The organism is Delftia sp. ASV31, from assembly GCF_016428765.1.
GTDB lineage: Bacteria > Pseudomonadota > Gammaproteobacteria > Burkholderiales > Burkholderiaceae_C > Comamonas > Comamonas acidovorans.
On the sequence record NZ_JAELTK010000023.1, the window covers coordinates 55,621 to 72,534 of the forward strand.

General features: G+C 63.8%; 21 protein-coding genes and 1 tRNA gene. 8 read left to right on the plus strand and 14 right to left on the minus strand.

Features of this window, described 5'->3' with window-relative positions; all coding sequences use genetic code 11:
* The first annotated feature begins 3 nt into the window (after positions 1-3).
* The 5 genes from JHD82_RS29880 (at position 4) to JHD82_RS10890 (ending at position 4,660) form a co-directional block, all read left to right on the plus strand.
* Entirely contained in the window at positions 4-438 is a 435-nt protein-coding gene (locus JHD82_RS29880) for a hypothetical protein (RefSeq protein WP_233174694.1), read from the plus strand.
* Between the two features lie 8 nt (positions 439-446).
* On the plus strand, positions 447-749 hold the full coding sequence (locus JHD82_RS10875; protein ID WP_012206470.1) for a hypothetical protein: 303 nt from the start codon (positions 447-449) through the stop codon (positions 747-749).
* Positions 746-1,357: a lysozyme gene (locus JHD82_RS10880; RefSeq protein ID WP_199136459.1), complete on the plus strand. Its 612-nt coding sequence runs from the start codon at positions 746-748 to the stop codon at positions 1,355-1,357. The genes JHD82_RS10875 and JHD82_RS10880 overlap by 4 nt, the downstream gene beginning before the upstream one ends.
* Positions 1,354-1,863 (plus strand): hypothetical protein, encoded by a 510-nt coding sequence (locus tag JHD82_RS10885; protein WP_199136460.1) that lies wholly within the window; start codon positions 1,354-1,356, stop codon positions 1,861-1,863. The genes JHD82_RS10880 and JHD82_RS10885 overlap by 4 nt, the downstream gene beginning before the upstream one ends.
* 511 nt (positions 1,864-2,374) lie before the next feature.
* A complete protein-coding gene (locus JHD82_RS10890) occupies positions 2,375-4,660 on the plus strand; it encodes an NACHT domain-containing NTPase (protein ID WP_199136461.1) in 2,286 nt (761 codons plus the stop codon).
* 271 nt (positions 4,661-4,931) lie between these two features.
* On the opposite strand, the gene JHD82_RS10895 is transcribed toward JHD82_RS10890, so the two are convergent.
* Genes JHD82_RS10895 through JHD82_RS10905 form a run of 3 tightly spaced genes read right to left on the minus strand, consistent with a single transcriptional unit; the run spans position 4,932 to position 5,686 of the window.
* Entirely contained in the window at positions 4,932-5,189 is a 258-nt protein-coding gene (locus JHD82_RS10895) for a hypothetical protein (protein WP_233174695.1), read from the minus strand.
* Complete coding sequence (locus tag JHD82_RS10900) at positions 5,190-5,396, minus strand: hypothetical protein (RefSeq protein ID WP_233174696.1); 207 nt, start codon at positions 5,394-5,396, stop codon at positions 5,190-5,192.
* Positions 5,397-5,407: 11 nt separating this feature from the next.
* The gene (locus JHD82_RS10905; RefSeq protein WP_199136464.1) at positions 5,408-5,686 is read right to left on the minus strand and encodes a hypothetical protein; all 279 of its coding nucleotides are present in this window, start codon (positions 5,684-5,686) and stop codon (positions 5,408-5,410) included.
* 53 nt (positions 5,687-5,739) lie between these two features.
* Between JHD82_RS10905 and JHD82_RS10910 the strand changes: the two genes are divergently transcribed.
* Positions 5,740-6,438 carry an SOS response-associated peptidase gene (locus JHD82_RS10910; protein ID WP_199136466.1) on the plus strand — a complete coding sequence of 233 codons (699 nt, stop codon included), beginning with the start codon at positions 5,740-5,742 and terminating at the stop codon, positions 6,436-6,438.
* Positions 6,439-6,628: 190 nt separating this feature from the next.
* Here JHD82_RS10910 and JHD82_RS10915 read toward each other — a convergent pair.
* Both JHD82_RS10915 and infA read right to left on the minus strand, forming a co-directional pair.
* Positions 6,629-6,705, minus strand: a tRNA-Pro gene (locus JHD82_RS10915).
* 60 nt (positions 6,706-6,765) lie between these two features.
* Entirely contained in the window at positions 6,766-7,014 is a 249-nt protein-coding gene (infA, locus tag JHD82_RS10920) for a translation initiation factor IF-1 (protein ID WP_012206460.1), read from the minus strand.
* A 450-nt stretch (positions 7,015-7,464) separates the two neighbouring features.
* Between infA and asd the strand changes: the two genes are divergently transcribed.
* Positions 7,465-8,319 carry an archaetidylserine decarboxylase gene (gene asd, locus JHD82_RS10925; protein ID WP_065345055.1) on the plus strand — a complete coding sequence of 285 codons (855 nt, stop codon included), beginning with the start codon at positions 7,465-7,467 and terminating at the stop codon, positions 8,317-8,319.
* Between the two features lie 45 nt (positions 8,320-8,364).
* Here asd and JHD82_RS10930 read toward each other — a convergent pair whose 3' ends face one another.
* The 8 genes from JHD82_RS10930 to JHD82_RS10965 all read right to left on the minus strand — a co-directional run bounded on the left by JHD82_RS10930 (position 8,365) and on the right by JHD82_RS10965 (position 15,654).
* The gene (locus JHD82_RS10930; protein WP_224986237.1) at positions 8,365-8,637 is read right to left on the minus strand and encodes a hypothetical protein; all 273 of its coding nucleotides are present in this window, start codon (positions 8,635-8,637) and stop codon (positions 8,365-8,367) included.
* 87 nt (positions 8,638-8,724) lie between these two features.
* Positions 8,725-9,777, minus strand: a complete 1,053-nt coding sequence (locus JHD82_RS10935; protein WP_199136467.1) for an NAD(P)/FAD-dependent oxidoreductase — start codon at positions 9,775-9,777, stop codon at positions 8,725-8,727.
* Between the two features lie 13 nt (positions 9,778-9,790).
* The gene (gene fdxA / locus JHD82_RS10940; RefSeq protein ID WP_012206456.1) at positions 9,791-10,120 is read right to left on the minus strand and encodes a ferredoxin FdxA; all 330 of its coding nucleotides are present in this window, start codon (positions 10,118-10,120) and stop codon (positions 9,791-9,793) included.
* Positions 10,121-10,284: 164 nt separating this feature from the next.
* Positions 10,285-11,676, minus strand: coding sequence for a sulfate adenylyltransferase subunit 1 (locus JHD82_RS10945; protein WP_199136468.1), 1,392 nt, complete (start codon positions 11,674-11,676; stop codon positions 10,285-10,287).
* Complete coding sequence (cysD, locus tag JHD82_RS10950; protein WP_013801646.1) at positions 11,676-12,608, minus strand: sulfate adenylyltransferase subunit CysD; 933 nt, start codon at positions 12,606-12,608, stop codon at positions 11,676-11,678. The genes JHD82_RS10945 and cysD overlap by 1 nt, the downstream gene beginning before the upstream one ends.
* A 41-nt stretch (positions 12,609-12,649) precedes the next feature.
* On the minus strand, positions 12,650-13,408 hold the full coding sequence (locus tag JHD82_RS10955; RefSeq protein WP_013801647.1) for a phosphoadenylyl-sulfate reductase: 759 nt from the start codon (positions 13,406-13,408) through the stop codon (positions 12,650-12,652).
* Between the two features lies 1 nt (position 13,409).
* The gene (locus JHD82_RS10960; protein ID WP_199136469.1) at positions 13,410-13,793 is read right to left on the minus strand and encodes a DUF934 domain-containing protein; all 384 of its coding nucleotides are present in this window, start codon (positions 13,791-13,793) and stop codon (positions 13,410-13,412) included.
* 28 nt (positions 13,794-13,821) lie between these two features.
* Positions 13,822-15,654, minus strand: a complete 1,833-nt coding sequence (locus JHD82_RS10965) for a nitrite/sulfite reductase (protein ID WP_199136470.1) — start codon at positions 15,652-15,654, stop codon at positions 13,822-13,824.
* Positions 15,655-15,837: 183 nt separating this feature from the next.
* Here JHD82_RS10965 and JHD82_RS10970 point away from each other — a divergent pair, with 183 nt between their 5' ends.
* The gene (locus JHD82_RS10970) at positions 15,838-16,428 is read left to right on the plus strand and encodes a hypothetical protein (RefSeq protein ID WP_233174698.1); all 591 of its coding nucleotides are present in this window, start codon (positions 15,838-15,840) and stop codon (positions 16,426-16,428) included.
* On the opposite strand, the gene JHD82_RS10975 is transcribed toward JHD82_RS10970, so the two are convergent.
* A partial coding sequence (locus JHD82_RS10975) for an ABC transporter ATP-binding protein (RefSeq protein WP_199136471.1) occupies positions 16,425-16,914 on the minus strand: 490 nt, incomplete at its 5' end. The genes JHD82_RS10970 and JHD82_RS10975 overlap by 4 nt on opposite strands.

Below are 16,914 nucleotides of genomic sequence, written 5' to 3' on the forward strand. Positions count from 1 at the left end.
GCGATGGAGTACGCACTTATCAAGGACGGAGTTGTCGTGCGCTGCATCGTTGCTGATGCGGAGTTTGTTGATGGCATCCGCGACATGTGGGACCGCATCGAGCCCGTTGTGGACGGCGCGGGCATTGGCTGGGCCTGGACTGCAGAGGGCTACTCACCGCCGCCGCCTGCGCCTGCCGAGCCGGAGCATCCTGCCGAGGCGCCGCACTCATGCACCCGCCGTCAGGGCCAGCTCGCACTGCTCATGCTGGGCCTGCTCGATGCTGCTGAGGCCGCCATCGCAGCAATGCCCGAAGGGAGTGACAAGCGCGCCGCGCAGATCGAGTACGAGGCCGACACCTGGGAGCGGCACAACCCGTTTCTGTCGGCCTTGTGGGCGCAGCTGGGCGGTACGTCGGAATCGCTCGATGCCGCTTTCTTGCTCGCCGTGACGCTGTAGGAGGATCAATGCAAGACGATTTCGGAAATGCAATCAACCCTCACACGGCGCGCAACATCAATGCCCGGCTCGATGAGGGCGATGCGCGAATGACGCGCATTGAAGCAGAGCTGCGTGCGAACACCGAGGCCACGGAAAAGGTTCGTGTCAACACGGCTGAAATGGTGGAGTTCTTCGCCGCCGCGCAAGGTGCTTTCAAGGTGCTCAACTGGATCGGCAAGGTGGCCAAGCCCATCACCTACATCGTGATGATGGCCAGCGCTGGTCTTGCGTTCTGGAAGGCGCTCACCATTGGCGGAGGTGGCCGATGAATGAAGCCCTTCGCAATCGCCTCTTGGCTGCAGCCGTCGGCCTGGGGGTCACTGCGGCCGGCGGCTACGTTGCCACGAAAGAGGCCGGGCCAAGCGCGGCCGTGACCCTGGCCCGCGAGATCGGTCTGCACTACGAGAGCAGCGGCCGGCACATCGGCACGCCCTACGTCGACCGGCTGGGTAGGGGGCAGCCGCTGACCGTCTGCGCGGGCGTCACAGGCCCCGAAGTTGTGGCGGAGCGCTACTACACGACCGAGGACTGCGAGCGCCTGGAGCGTCCCAAATACCGCGAGGCCGAGCGCTTGGCGCGGCGCGCCCTGCGGCACTGGGACGCCTACAACGTGTGGGTGCAGGCCAGCTTTATCGACATGGCCTACAACGTGCCCTCGGCGCTGTCACCTGACACCACGGTCATGCGGCTGGCCAACGCCGGGCAGCTCAATGCGGCATGCGAGCAGATGCCGCGATGGGTCTACGGCACCGTGAACGGCGTGCCCACGCGGCTGCCTGGCCTTGTTGATCGCCGCGATGCCACCCGCGAGCTGTGCGCGCAGTGGGGCAGGGTTGGGCATTTCAGCGCTGGCCCGTTGGCGAGAGCTTCGCAATGATCAGCCCTCTCTCAACTCACTTGACAGCAGCAATTGCGGCCCTTGCCATAGGTGCTGGCGGCGCGTGGTGGATTCAGGGCCAACGCTATGGCCTGCAGCTGGAGCAACTGCGACACCAACAGACCAGCGCCGCGCTGGTCAGCACGCAACAGGCCGTCAGGGACATGGCCGGATTTCAGAAAGGACTGACTGATGCACTCGCAACCTTTCAGGCCACAGGCCAGCGCAACGCGGCCGCGCAGCAGGATCTTGACCGTAGCCTGCGCGAGCTGCGCACTGCTACTGCAGGCATGCGGGGCGACTTTGCCGGCCTCCCCGAGCGCATCGCTGGAGCTGCCCAGCCCGCCCTCGCTCAGTACGCCTCAACCTGCACAGCCGTACTCCAAGAGCTGGCAGACCGAGGTGGACGGATGGCAGAGCGCGGTGCAGACATCGCGCGAGCGGCTGATAGCCATGCCGCTGACGCCGCCCTGATCCAAGACGCGTGGCCGAAGGTGTCGCGCTGATCGGTGCGTTCCTGCTACGCGTCTAGTGGCCAGAAGCGGTCGGTTGAAAATGGCCGCTATCGGGCAAGCTACGATAAGTCAATGGCACTGGTGCTACGGACTAAACCGCTCGCGCGGTAGCCCGCCGCGAAGGCCATGACGCATAGTTCACACGCGTGCCTTGCTCTATGTTGGCGAATAAGGTAATTGGCCTCGTTCCTCAAAAGGAGCGCGATCATGTCTCCCCCTCCAATCAGGCCATCTCTCTACTGCGTCAATCCATGCTCGACGACATGCGAATGCGCAGGCTGCAGCTTGTCCACAACGTCCGAGCTTGCATGAGCAATGATCGGGTTTCCCGTGCTGGTCTATGAGTCCATCACCAACTGATAGACCAAGCCGCTCAAGGTAACCTATCATCGACAGCTTTCCAGCCGGGGCCTGCTAGCTTACCCATACCAGCAGGCCTCTGCGGAAAGCCCGGCGACTCAAAGCAATCCGCACCAAGACACATACAAGAGAGGAATTGGAGATGACAGAACGCCCAGCAGAAGCTGAGAGTGCCAATGAGTTTGAGCTACGAGGTGTAGAACTCGCACGCGCACTCCACGACCCTTCTGGGGTCCAAGGTTCGTTGATGATAAATGGGCGAGAACGTGATGGGGTATTTGTCTCCCACTCAGACATTCACGCTTACGAGTTCACACTCTTGCGTACCAAAGACAAGGCGGAGAAGGACGCAACCAAGTTGGTGGAGCTTCTCAATCTGCTCTGCTCAGAACCGGAAAATTCATTGAAGCCCGCGACCGGATGGTTCGTTACCAGGGATGAGCCAACTGCCGACCAGCGAACAGCAGTCGCGACCATCGCTCGGAAGGCTTCGCGCACAGTTCATGCCATCAGCATCGCTCAGATGTACAAAAGGATCTGTAATTCCGAGATGTATATTCAGGGGCGGGATAAAGCGCCCTTTGGAAGCGTTGCTTTTACACCAGAGATATCTGGCAAGCCAGTTCGCGTGCCTGTTCAGTTCGTTGACTCAACCGAGGGGGTTTTATCGACTGAAGATGTTGCAAGATTGCTCGTGAAGGGCCACCGTACCATGATTATCGGGGACTACGGGGCGGGCAAAAGTCACGCCTTACGCGACATCTATTCATTCCTTCGCAGGGACCACTTTCGGCGCGGTCATCTCAACCCCTTCCCGATTCACATCAATCTTCGTGACTGCGTGGGGCTGAGAACGCCTGCAGAGATCCTCCGCCGCCATGCCGAGGAGATTGGGTTTGACCATGCTAATGGATTGATTTCCGCGTGGAGAGCTGGGCTGTGTGTACTGCTACTAGATGGTTTCGACGAGGTGTTGCCGAGTAGATGGCTTGGAAGCGTAACAGACCTAAAGCGCGTTCGTTGGGAGGCTCTCGCTCCAATCCGCCGTCTTATCGAGGAGACTCCGGCCAGTGTTGGTGTGGTAGTAGCGGGCCGCTCCCATTACTTCTCAGGACAGAAGGAAATGACCGAGGCGCTAGGATTAAGTTCCAGCGAAGTGTTGTCTATGGTCGATTTCAACGAGGAACAGCTCGCCGATTATTTGCAGCAGTCTGGTGCGAATTGGACGCTACCTGACTGGGTGCCTACGCGTCCTCTCCTTCTCGGGTATCTCGTCTCTCTGGGCAAGGATACCTCTGGAGCCATTGCGTTGTCCGTGAGTCGTGCTGAAGGGTGGCGTACATTCCTGGATGCTATTTGCGTACGGGAAGCGAAGATGTTCACTGCGGTACGCCCTGAGATCATTAGTCAAATTCTTTCGCGCGTCGCAACGCTTGCCCGAGGAGGATCATCGGCACTTGGACCAATCTCGACAGAGCAGCTCAGCACGGCTTTCATATCAGTAAATGGGTTTCAGCCCGATGAAGAAGGAATCCAAGTTCTTCTTCGACTGCCGGGCCTTACTGCCTCGTTTGGCCCTAACGGAGAGGAGATGCGCTCATTCGCAGATGAGGACTTGGCAGAAACCGCCTATGGACTCGATTTGGCAGCTTTCATCATCAACCCCTACGACGAGACAAACCCGCTCACGAGCCCTGCATCTTGGATAAATGCATCTCCCGGGCTAGGAGGGGAGGTTGCCGCAGGTCACCTCTTAGCTAATGCTCAATCAGCTGGAGTGGTATCAGCGGCCATCACAAAACGTCAGAAAGCTGGGCGATTCGATGCCGTGCTTGCAGACCTTATCAGTGTATGCGCAACCATCCCCATCGATAGGCTGAAGATCCAAGAGAAGCTCCTCATCTCAGGCGTTGCGTTTGAGGAGCTCCAAGTCGCCGAGAACCCACTGTATGGGGACACAATTTTCCAAGACTGCCTCATCGAACGCCTCGACATGAGTGGAGTAGATGAAGCTTCGCTAGTCCCATACTTTAAAGGTTGCGTCGTTTCACACATGGAAGGACTCGCCATTATTCCAGAGTGGCTCAAGTCCAACTTTGAAAACACCGAGGTTGAGCGCTTTAGCACTGCCGCGCAGACGACTGCCGGAATCATGGAACTCAAGATCGACCGCGAGTCGCGAATCGCATTGACCGTGCTAAAGAAGATTTTCAACCAACGTGGCTCGGCTCGAAAGGAGAGTGCACTCAGTCGCGGGCTTAACCCCACAGACCGAGAGCTCGTGCCAACTGTTCTCGCAGAACTTGTATCGAAAGGGTGGATCTACAAGGATGATTCTCGTAACAGCGATCTCTACGTAGGATCCAAAAATCGGCGCAAAGAGGCTCTCCGCGCACTGGGGATGCCTACCGAGTTCCGAATTCAATAGGTTGAGTTGGCGTCGTCTTTAGGGGAGATACGGCTGGGCCGCCAACTCGGCATCTTGTCGCGTTAGTCTGGGCATCTTTCCATAGCCCAGTCCAGCGCCTTGTCGGCCGTGTCGTGCGGCCCGTCGAATGCCTTGATGCCGCGCGCTCATCGCCCCAGGCGCCGCCGTCCCAGTGCCGGGTAGCAGGGAAGGGCAAGCGGCCATAGTCCACGACGCAGGCGTACCAGCCTGGCGCCGGGCGTGCCACCCCAGATGAGCGAGTCCTTGTGGCTCAGCCCGCGGGTTGTTCCAGTTGCTCAGCGCCACGACCACACCAGTGCCAAAAGGTGTGGCGGCCGTGCGAATACTGGTGCAGCTCAAACGTGATACGGACACGGCCTGCAAGCAGGGTATCGATCTCACTTGTGATGTACTGCGGCTGCCCCCGCCCGGGAGCTGGCAGCAGGCGCTGTGCTGCCGACATCTCTTCGCCACGCACCTTGGCGATTACGCCGCGTTCGATCTGTTTTTGGCCTTGCATGGTGAGCATTCAGAAAGGGGCCGGTGACCGGTCCACGAAGACCGGGCCACAGCCGCTGTACACGCGGACATCTCCCGGACCCCAGACGACGAACCAATCTCTGTGGATTTGCTCGATGCGATAGTCCTCAGGCAGCCCTGGCAGCACCTGCTGTGTTGGCCAATCCAGCCATTTCGGGTAGGTGAGCAGCGTCGGAAACTCTTCGTACTTGAGCATGACGAACTCCATCAGTAGTCGAACTCGCAGGACCACTCCTGCGCGTGCCATGCGCGGCCACAGTGCTCCAACCCGCTGAACTTCATCTTGCCCGCGCACGCGTATATCAGTCGGGGCTCGAAGAGCTGGTTCTTGCGGTCGTCTCCGAGAATGCGAAGCACGGGGACGGTCCGCTTCTCGCCAGGCACGGGCGCGTGCAGCAGGTCCAGCTCGCCCCTGACCTCTTGCTGTGGTCCGCGGTGATAGCTGCGCGCCCCGGCTTCCCTGAGGATTGTGACTTTGACTTTCATGACTGTATAAATATACAGTTATCTGGCAGAGCGAGAAAAGTTAGCATCCACTTATGTGCAATCGATATAACACCCCTCGCGAGAACGAGATCGAACGCATGTGGCGCGTGGGATCGCAGAACCCACCACGCTGGTGGAAGCCGCACGTCACGCCGCTGGCCCTGGGTCCGTACGTCAAGCCCGGCGGCGAGTTGGAGGTGGGACAGTGGGGCATGATCCCGCGCAGCTCTCCCACGCGCAGGCCGACTACCCGCGACGGGACGCCCATGAGCACGAACAACGCGCGGCGCGAGACGTTGGCCAAGTCCTGGACGTTTGCGCCGGCATGGCGCGCCGGTCAGCGGTGCCTCATCCCCGTGACGTCGTGGGTGGAGCCGTATTGGGGCCTAGGATCGCGCAATGTGTGGTGGTCGTTCCGGCGCGCGGACGGGCAACCAGCGGCTCTGGCCGGCCTGTACAGCGAATGGACGGACCCGGAGACGGGCGAGCTGGTGCCGAACTACACGATGATCACGCAGCCTGCTGACGGGCACCCAGTGCTCTCGCTGATGCACCGGCCGGGAAAAGAAAAGCGCGGGGTCGTGATGCTGGAACCATGCGACTGGGATGCATGGCTGCATGGCACGCCGGATCAGGCCGACGCACTGATCAAGCTGCCGCCGCTGGGCGTGCTGAGGAGCGGAGCTGAGAAACCAGAGGAGGAGGCGCTGCTACCAGCCGCGCAGCTGGCGGAACTGAAAGCCGAAGGGTAGAGCGCCTGCCCACACTTGGCGATGTTGATTTTTCCCGGGACGGATGTAGGCGCCTCAAAACGCAAAAAAGCCCCCTCGGCTGCCATCACGGCGCCGAGGGGGCTTTGTCTTTTTGCGGGTTCTGGTTAGAAACCGCTGGATTTGGTTAGAAGAAAGGGGTTAGCCCTTTCGAGCTAACCCCTTGATTCATTGGTCGGAGCGGCGGGATTCGAACTCGCGACCCTCTGCTCCCAAAGCAGATGCGCTACCAGGCTGCGCTACGCTCCGACTAAAACGCTATTGTAGCGTCAAAAAAATGGGTATTTTCGCAATGGGCGAATTTTTTGCTCAACGCGAGCCAGGTCCAGGGCCGCGGTTGGCCAGGTGGCGGAAGGTGATGCGGCCCTTGGTCAGGTCGTAGGGCGACATCTCCAGCGACACCTTGTCGCCAGCCAGGATGCGGATGTGGTGCTTGCGCATCTTGCCGCCGGTGTAGGCGATCAGCTGGTGTCCGTTTTCCAGCGTCACACGAAAGCGAGAGTCAGGCAGGACTTCCGTGACGGAACCCTGCATTTCAATCAGTTCTTCTTTGGCCATGTGTTCAATCTCTCAGGTCTGGGTCGGTTGCGGCACTCACTTGTCGGAACCACGAAGGCCTTGCCTGGCCCACAGAACATGGGGTACGTGGGCCGAGGCTGAAAAAGCAGTGGATGTTCTGCGCAAGAGGCGCAGACCGAACGGAAGGCCAGGTCACAATGGTGTCGCAAAGGCAAAGCCCGGCAACAGCTAAACCTCCCAATTCTACAGCGTTGCATTCCTGCGCGTGCGCGGCCCAATGCGGCCGTCGCACGCAAAACACAGGTTGGATTTTTGCTGGAAGGGTGCTGCCTTTGTCATCTGCATTTCATCCGCGGCCTCCGGAAATCGTGCGCTTGGCTTCGAGGCGGGTATGACAAGTGCTGAAAGCGGCGGGAGGACTGGAGGGAGAGGGGTGTGGGTTGGCTAGAATCCGCCCACAACTTCTATTACTTTCATAGCAAAACCTCGATGTCTGATCGACTTGCCGTTCTCTCCCAGTATCTTTTGCCCAAGCAGGCGCTGACTGCCGTCATGGGGCGCCTGGCCCAGGCGCGTGCTGGCGACCTGACCACGGCAGTCATCCGGCGCTTCATTGCACGCTATGGCGTGGACATGTCGGAGGCGGCCGATTCCGATCCTGCGGCCTATGCTAGCTTCAACGAGTTCTTCACGCGGGCGCTCAAGCCCGGTGTGCGGCCGCTGGCTTCGGCCGACTGGGTCTGTCCGGTGGATGGCGCCATCAGCCAGATCGGCGCCATCGAGGGCGAGCAGATCTTCCAGGCCAAGGGGCACAGCTACAGCGCCACGGCGCTGGTTGGCGGCGATGCGCAGTTGGCGCGGCAGTTCGACAACGGGCATTTCGCCACCATCTACCTGAGCCCGCGCGACTACCACCGCATCCACATGCCCTGTGCAGGCCGGCTGCGGCGCATGATCTATGTGCCGGGCGAACTGTTCTCGGTCAACCCGGTCACGGCGCGCGGCGTGCCGGGCCTGTTTGCGCGCAACGAGCGCGTGGTCTGCGTTTTCGATACCGACCACGGTCCCATGGTGCTGGTGCTGGTGGGCGCCACCATCGTGGGCAGCATGGGAACGGTGTGGCACGGCATCGTCAATCCGCCCCGTCCTGGACGCATCCAGGACTGGCGCTATGACGACCAGTCCATCGTCCTGGGCCAGGGCGAGGAAATGGGGCGTTTCCAGCTGGGCTCCACCGTCGTCATGCTGTTTCCCGCATCGGCAGGGCTTCGCTTCAACGAGCAGTGGACGCATGCTGCGCCCGTGCGCCTGGGCCAGAAGATGGCCGGGCGCAACGAGGCCTGAACCTGGATGGATGATCGATGAAACCGGGCCCAGGCCCGGTTTCTTTCAAAGGATCCAGCTCAGGGCTTCAGGGCGCCGCTGTGTGGTGAACATCGAAGGCGTGATGCTCAGCCGTTCAGGCCTGACGGGGTCTTCATGGCCGACCAGGTAGACCATCAGTTCGCGGCGACGCAGTATCACGTGGCTGACCTTCTCGGCCTTGCCGTTTTGCGTGACATGCGTGCCGGGGCGAAACAGCGGCATCTGGAAGGTGAAGCTGCGCGGATCGGCCGGTGGCGCGATCGCGGTGCTGGGAGGGGCTTCGAGTGTGGCAACCATAGGCTTGATGTGCATGAGTGGACGCTGCCAACTCTATCGACACTGCCGCGCCAAACTGTAGGGCCGCCGGGGTGCGGCCACGAGCAATCATGCCTGCGGGTGGGAAACGCCGAGGATGGCGTGCAGCCGTGCGCTGGTCGTCGTGTACTGCAGCAGCGGTTTTTCGCCCTGCAGATACTCGGCGGCGGCAAAAGCCGCCATGGTGGCTTCATGGAAGCCGCACAGGATCAGCTTGTGCTTGCCCGGGTAGCTGACGATGTCGCCAATCGCATAGATGCCTGGCGCATCGGTGGCCTGGGTTGCAGGGTTCACCAGCAGCTGCTTGCGTTCCATGGCCAGGCCCCATTCGGCGACCGGGCCCAGGCGGGGGGAGATGCCCAGGCAGACGACCAGTTGCTGCGCCGCCAGTTCGTGCTCCTGGCCTTCGCCATCCATCCACTGCACGGCGCGCAGTTGGCCTGCATCGGCATGCAGTTGCGTGATCTGGCCGATCACCACGCGGATGGCGCCGCTGTCGCGCAGCTCCTGCAGGCGCTCCAGCAGTGCGGCCGAAGCCTGGAAGGCGTCGCGGCGGTAGAGCAGGTAGGTGGCCTGGGCCCTGTCGGCGCAGGCAATGGCTGCGGCCACGGCCTCTTCGTCGCCACCGTGGACGATGGCGGTCTGGCCGCGCACCATTTCCAGATCGGCAGGATGGTAGTGAAGCTGGCCTGCAGCCAGCCGCTCCACGCCGGGCACCTTCAGTGCCTTGGGCACAAAGGCGCCCACGCCAGCTGCAATGAAGACGCTGCGCGCATGCAGTTCAAGGCCGTGCGTGGTCTGCGCCAGCCAGCGGCCATCGTCCATGCGCTGCAGCTGGGAGACCTGCTGGGAAAGGTGCAGCTGCGCGTCCATGGGCGCGACCTGCCGCTGCAGCAGCTGGACCAGTTCATGGCCCGTGCATACCGGAATGCCGGGAATGTCGTAGATGGGCTTGTCGCCGTACAGTTGCGCGCACTGCCCGCCCACATGGGGCAGGGCATCGACGACATGGCAGCGAATGCCTTGCAGGCCCAGCTGAAACACCTGGAACAGGCCCGCCGGGCCCGCGCCTATGACGAGGGCATCGGTATGGATCGGTTGCGTGCCGGAGGTGTCTTGCATGGGCTGCGCGGCTTCAGCGTTCGAGCTGGTCCAGCTTGCCGGGCTTGCCGTTCCAGTCGTCGGCGTCGGGCAGCGAGGCCTTGCGCTTGGTGATGCTCTTCCAGCCCTTTTCCAGCGACAGCTCGGCATTGAGCTTGATGAAGGCCAGTTGGTCGGCGGGGACGTCTTCCTCGGCAAAGATGGCATTGGCCGGGCATTCGGGAATGCACACGGCGCAATCGATGCACTCGTCAGGGTCGATCACGAGGAAGTTGGGGCCTTCGCGGAAGCAGTCCACGGGGCAGACATCCACACAATCTGTGTATTTGCACTTGATGCAGTTTTCGGTGACGACGTGAGTCATGGGAGTCTTTTATGGCAGTGTGAATGTCGGTATCAACCCGGGATTCTAAAATTTTTCAGGAGCCAGTCCCGCACATGGCAAGGATTCTGGCGCGGACTGCTGCGGTTTTCCGAAAGCCCACGAGCCGGCATGTGCCGGCTCGCGAAGCGGGACTGTCCAGTTGCTCAATCCAGCAGTGCAGCGCCTGCGGTAGCGTGGCTGGCCGTGTCCACAAGGATCAGCGCACCCAACTGGCGGGCCTGGGCGAAGGGCGCTGCGGGAATGCTTTCCTGCAGCAGCAGCTCCACGCGGCCGATGGCGTTGGGCTCCAGCTGGGTGGCCTCTTCCTGGGCCAGCGTGTGGATGTTCAGGCGGTGCACCACGCGGCGGGCCTTGGCCTTGATCCAGCGGTGGCCGTGCAGCGCCAGGTAGGTGCGGCCGGGGACCAGCGGCTGCTCGTCCATCCAGGCCACGGTGGCGGTCAACTCGCGCTTGCTGGGCCATGCGGGCTGCGCTTGCGGGGCGTCGAAGTCGTCATCGGCAGCGGCCGCTGCAGCCGCAGGGGCTGCGACGAGCCAGTCGCCCCGCGAGACATCGACCTCGCGGTCCAGCGTGATGCCGGCCGACAGGCCTGCGTCGATGGAGCCGGGAACGCGGGCATGGTCCAGCACCTGGGCAATCACGGCCTGCTGGCCGCTGGGCAGGATCTGCACGGCGTCGCCCACGTGTGCGCGGCCTGCGGCCACGCGGCCCCAGAACACGCGGCGGCCCTGGCTGGTATCGGCCGAGGACGAGAATTTCTCCACCCACTGCACGGGGAAGGCCAGCGCCAGGCCGGTGTCGGTCGGCGTGTTGGGCAACTGCTCCAGCAGTTGCAGCAGGCTGGGGCCGGCGTAGCCGGCCCAGCCGGGCTCGGCGTTGACCACATTGAAGCCCTTGAGGGCCGACACAGGCACGGTGGCCGCGGAGGCAATGCCGGCCTCGGCCGTGAAGCGCTCCAGCGCGCCTCGGATGTGGACGAAGGCCTGTTGCGGGTCTTCGACGGCGTCGAGCTTGTTGACGGCAAACACCAGCGAGTGCACGCGCAGCAGGTGGGCCAGCAGGCTGTGGCGGCGCGTCTGCGGCAGCAGGGTGAGCTGCGGGTTCTTCCAGTCGAGCTTGGTGGCATCGACCAGCACCACGGCGGCGTCGGCGCTGCTGGCGGCCGTGACCATGTTGCGCGTGTACTGCTCATGGCCCGGCGCGTCGCCGATGATGAACTTGCGGCTTTCGGTGGCGAAGTAGCGGTAGGCCACATCGATGGTGATGCCCTGCTCGCGCTCGGCCGACAGGCCGTCGGTCAGCAGCGCCAGATCGGTCTCGCCGCTCTTGGTGACGCCGGCCAGCTGGTCCTGCAGCACGGCGCGCGTGTCCACCAGAAGTCGGCCGATCAGCGTGCTCTTGCCGTCATCGACGGAGCCGCAGGTGATGAAGCGCAAGGCCGAGGCGTTGGCGGCGGTCTGCTGTGTGGCCTGGCTGGCCTGGGTGGCCGTGGAATCCGCGACGGCTGTGTCGGCGGCAATGCTTGCGGTGGTCATCAGAAATATCCGTCCTTCTTGCGCTTTTCCATGGAGGCGTCGCTGGTCTTGTCGTCCATGCGCGTGGCGCCGCGTTCGCTGACTTCGGCGGCCAGGGTTTCGAGCACGATGTCGGCTGCCGTGGCGGCTTCGCTTTCCACGGGGCAGGTGCAGGTGATGTCGCCCACGGTGCGAAAGCGCACGTCGCGCACCACGACTTCCTCGCCGTCGCGCGGGGGCGTGAGTTCGGTCACGGGCACCAGCAGGCCGCGGCGCTCCACCACTTCGCGCTTGTGCGTGTAGTAGATGCTGGGCAGGGCGATCTGCTCGCGCTCGATGTATTGCCAGACATCGAGTTCAGTCCAGTTGCTGATGGGGAACACGCGGAAGTGCTCGCCGGGGGCCAGACGCGTGTTGAACAGCGTCCACAGCTCGGGGCGCTGGGCCTTGGGCTGCCATTGGCCGAAGCTGTCGCGGTGGCTGAAGATGCGTTCCTTGGCGCGGGCCTTTTCCTCGTCGCGGCGCGCGCCGCCGATCAGGGCGTCGAAGCGGAATTCATCGATGGCCTCCAGCAGCGTCACCGACTGGTGGACGTTGCGGCTTTCGCCCGGATGGGCCAGGCGCACGGTGCCGCGTGCCATGGAATCCTCGACGCTGCGCACGATGAGTTCGGCACCGAGCTCCTTGGCACGCAGGTCGCGGAAATCGGTCACTTCCGGGAAGTTGTGGCCGGTGTCGATCATCAGCAGCGGATAGGGGATGCGGCCCTTGCCGAAGGCCTTTTCGGCGCAGCGCAGCATGACCAGCGAGTCCTTGCCGCCCGAAAACAGCAGGGTGGGGCGCTCGAAGGCGGCGGCCACTTCGCGCAGCACGAAAATGGTTTCCTCTTCGAGGGCGTCGAGGTGGCGGTTGCTGAGATGGCTCAGCACGGAGGTGTCCACACGGGCATTCATTTCTTGGTTTCCAATCAAATCGGTGTCAAACCCTGCAGGCTTCACTTCTTGGCATGCAGGCCGCATTCCTTGGCCGCTTCATCCTCCCACCACCAGCGGCCGGCGCGGAAGTCCTCGCCAAGGCTGACCGCGCGCGTGCAGGGTGCGCAGCCGATGCTGGGATAGAACTGGTCGTGCAGCGGGTTGTAGTCCACGCCATGGCTGGCGATGTAGTGCCAGACATCGCCCTGGGTCCAGTCGGTCAGCGGGTTGAACTTGGTCAGGCCCTTGGTCTCGACCTCGCTGCGGTCCACGGCGGGCACATCGGCGCGGGCATTGGACTGCTCGCGGCGCAGGCCCGTGATCCAGGCGCTCTTGCCGGCCAGCGCGCGCGCCAGCGGCTCCATCTTGCGCACGCCGCAGCAGGCCTTGCGCAGCTCGATGCTGCGGTACATGGCGTCCTGGCCGTTGTCGCGGATGAAGTGGATCACCGATTCGAGCTGCGGCCGGTAGACCTTGACGCTCAGGCCGGGCAGCGACTGGGTGCGCTCCAGCAGGGCCAGGGTCTCGGTGTGCAGGGCGCCGGTGTCCAGCACGAAGACGGGGATGTCCAGGCCCAGGCGGTGGATGATGTCGGTGATCACCACATCCTCGGCGCCCAGGCTGGAGGCCTGCGTCACGGCCTCGGCGCCCAGCGCCGCAGCCTCGCGCAGCAGGGCCTCGGTGGCGGCCAGCTTGTCGGCAAAGCCGCTGCTGGCACGGCCGTTGACCTCGGTGGCCTTGGCCGATGCCTGTCGCGACAGAAAGCTTTGCGCACCCATGTCAGGCCGCCTTGACGAAGTGGGGCTCGGGATGCACGGCATCGCCCTGGTAGAAGCCGTGGAAGCGGTCCAGCTGGCGCTGGGCGTCGGCGATGTCCACGCCTTCGCGCAGCACGGCCACGTCGAAGCCGCAGCGCTGCATCTGCACCAGCTGGTCGATCAGCACGTCGCCGGTGGCGCGGATTTCGCCCTGGAAGCCCAGGCGCTTGCGCAGCAGGCGGGCCTGGCTGAAGGCGCGGCCGTCGGTGAACTTGGGAAAGTGCAGGTCGATGCGCTGCACGCCGGTCAGATCCAGCGTGAAGGGATCGGCGTCATTGGCCGGGGCAATGATGTTCTGCTGGCCTTCGGCCGGGCTTTGGTGCTCTTGGGCGGCGATGATTTTCATGGGGATCTCCTGCGGCTCTCACCTGGGGTCAGGCGGCCTCTTCCTCGGTGTGCTTGGCGGGGTGGCGGGCGGCATTGCCGGCGGCCTTGAACGGGTCGATGCCCACGCGGCGCACGGTGGCGATGAAGGTCTCGAAACGGCCGCCTTCGCTTTGGCGCTGCTCACGGTAGGTGGCCAGCAGGGCCTCGATCACGCCGGGCACTTCGGCGGCGCTGAACGAGGGGCCGATGATCTTGCCGGGCGTGGCCGGGCCGGACAGGTGGGAGCCGTCGGCACCGCCCAGCGTGATCTGGTACCACTCCTTGCCGTCCTTGTCCACGCCCAGGATGCCGATGTGGCCGCTGTGGTGGTGGCCGCAGCTGTTGATGCAGCCGCTGATGTGCAGGTCGATCTCGCCCAGGTCCCACAGCTCGTCCAGGTCCTGGTAGCGCTCGGTGATGGCCTCGGCAATGGGCAGGGAGCGTGCATTGGCCAGCGAGCAGAAGTCGCCGCCGGGGCAGGCGATCATGTCGGTCAGCAGGCCGATGTTGGGCTTGGCCAGGCCCAGGGCCTTGGCCGCCTTGTACAGCTGGGGCAACTGGTCGCGGCGCACCCAGGGCAGCAGCAGGTTCTGCTCGTGGGTGACGCGCATCTCGCCGGCCGAGAACTGGTCGGCCAGCGCGGCGGCGGCATCCATCTGGTCTGCCGTGGCGTCGCCGGGCGCGTAGCCCAGGCGCTTGAACGACAGCAGCACGGCGCGCAGTTGCGGGTGGCGGTGCGGGCGCACGTTGCTGATCAGCCAGCGGCCGAAGTCCTTGTCTTCCTCGGCGGCCGTGCGCAGCAGGGCCAGGGTCTCGGCCTCGGCATTGGCGGGCGACAGGTCCAGCTCGGGCTCGCGGAAATTGGCGGCCACGCGGTCGTACTCGGCTTGCGTGATGGTGTGGGGACCACCCTCGACCTCGACGATCTGGCGGAATTCCTCATCGACCTGGTCGATGAAGTTCTGGCCCTCGGACTTCACGAGGATCTTGATGCGCGCCTTCCAGGCGTTGTCGCGGCGGCCGTAGCGGTTGTAGACGCGGATCACGGCTTCCAGGTAGTTCATCAGCTGGTTCCAGGGCAGGAACTCGCGCAGCACCGGGCTGATGGTGGGCGTGCGGCCCATGCCGCCGCCCACGCGCACCTTGAAGCCCAGCTCGCCAGCCTCGTTCTTGAGCAACTGCAAGCCCACGTCGTACCAGCCCAGCGCGGCGCGGTCTTCCTCGGCACCGCTGATGGAGACCTTGAACTTGCGCGGCAGGAAGCTGAACTCGGGGTGCAGCGTGCTCCACTGGCGCAGGATTTCGGTGAAGGGGCGGGGGTCGGCGATCTCGTCGATGGCAATGCCCGCCAGCGCGTCGCTGTTGATGTTGCGGATGCAGTTGCCGCTGGTCTGGATGCCGTGCAGGTTCACGCTGGCCAGCAGGTCCATCACGTCGGCGGCCTTGGACAGCGGAATCCAGTTGTACTGGACGTTGGTGCGCGTGGTGAAGTGGCCGTAGCCGAACTTCAGGTCGGAGCCGATGCGGCGGCCGTCGTGCAGCGGGATGTCGCCCAGCCGGTCCTGGGTGGCGCGGGCCTCGGCCAGCAGGGCGGCGTCGGGCTGGTCGTACTCGCGGGCCACACGGGCCAGCACGCGCAGCTGGGCGCTGGACAGTTCGCCGTAGGGCACGGCCACGCGCAGCATGGGCGCGTAGCGCTGCACATACCAGCCGTTTTGCAGGCGCAGGGGCTTGAACTCATCCTCCGAGAGCTTGCCGGCCTGCCAGCGTTCGAGCTGGTCACGGAACTGCTCGGCGCGCAGGCGGATGAACTGTTTGTCGAATTCGGTGTATTGGTACATGGCGCTTCGGATGTGGGGTCTTCGACTGCCGCCAGTGGCGGCGGTGCAGGGGTTCATTGCGTGGCACCGAGGCACTTGCGGGAAACGCGCGCTGAACCCTGCATGGACGGAAATGTAAGCAATGGCCTTATAGAAGCAAACGATTGTTTTGTCCTGCAAGTATGTGGATATGGATATAAGTGAATGGCAGCAGGCTTTGTGGGGCTGGGCATGTCAAACGCATGGGCGGCCGATATGCTTTCCGGCCAGAGGGAGGATTTCAGAATGCGAAACCGTTGTGCCGCCATCGGGCTGGCCTTGGCATTGGCAACCGCTGCTCAGGCGCAGGCCCAGAAGCCGGCACCGCCGCCGTCCCCGTTGTCAGCAGCGCACACAGCTGACACGCCTGAACCCGACGAATCCGCACAGGAATCAGCCTGGGATGCGTATCTGCATCGCGTGGCGGCGCAGTTGGCTGGTTCCGGCAGCGGGCGCGATCTGGCCTTTGCGGCCATCCTGATCAATCTGTCGGTCCCACCCTTCCTGCAAGAGGATGCCGACAGCCGAGCCCCGCAATGGCGCCAGGCCGCCTTGGAGCGGGCCGGGCAGGACGTGCTGGCCTACCAACTGCTGGCTGCCAGGGCGCCTGAACGTGAAGGCGAGTTGCGGTCGCAGGCTGCGCGCCGCTGGCTGGCGCTGGAACCCAGCAATCTCACTGCGCTGATGTGGCTCAAGGACGCAGGCCGCCCGCTGCAGCCCCCGCCTGGCTGGAGGCTGCCCGTTCCCAAGCACTAGATGCCAACGCTGCGCCTGTCCAGGTCTGCGGGCAGCCGCGCCGCCACCGCCGCCTCGCTCACCCCATAGAGCGCAGCGAGCGCGGCCGGTGTCGCCACTTGCGCCGCCGCACCGCAGGCCTGCAGGCCGCCGCGGCCCAGCAGGGCGATGCGGTCGGCCACCTGCAGCGCATGCTCGGGCTGGTGGGTGGACAGCAGCACGGCCATGCCGCGTGCACGCAGCGCGGCAATCTGGTCCAGCACGCGGATCTGGTTGCCGAAGTCCAGGCTGGCCGTGGGCTCGTCCATGACCAGCAGCGCGGGCTCCTGGGCCAGGGCGCGTGCGATCAGCACCAGCTGGCGCTCGCCGCCGCTCAGCTCGGTGTAGGGACGCAGCGCCAGATGGGCGATGCCCAACTGCTCCAGGCAGCCCAGCGCCAGGGCACGGTCGGCACTTGAAGGCCGGGCCAGCGCAGGCAGGCGCGCGGCACGGCCCATGAGCACCATG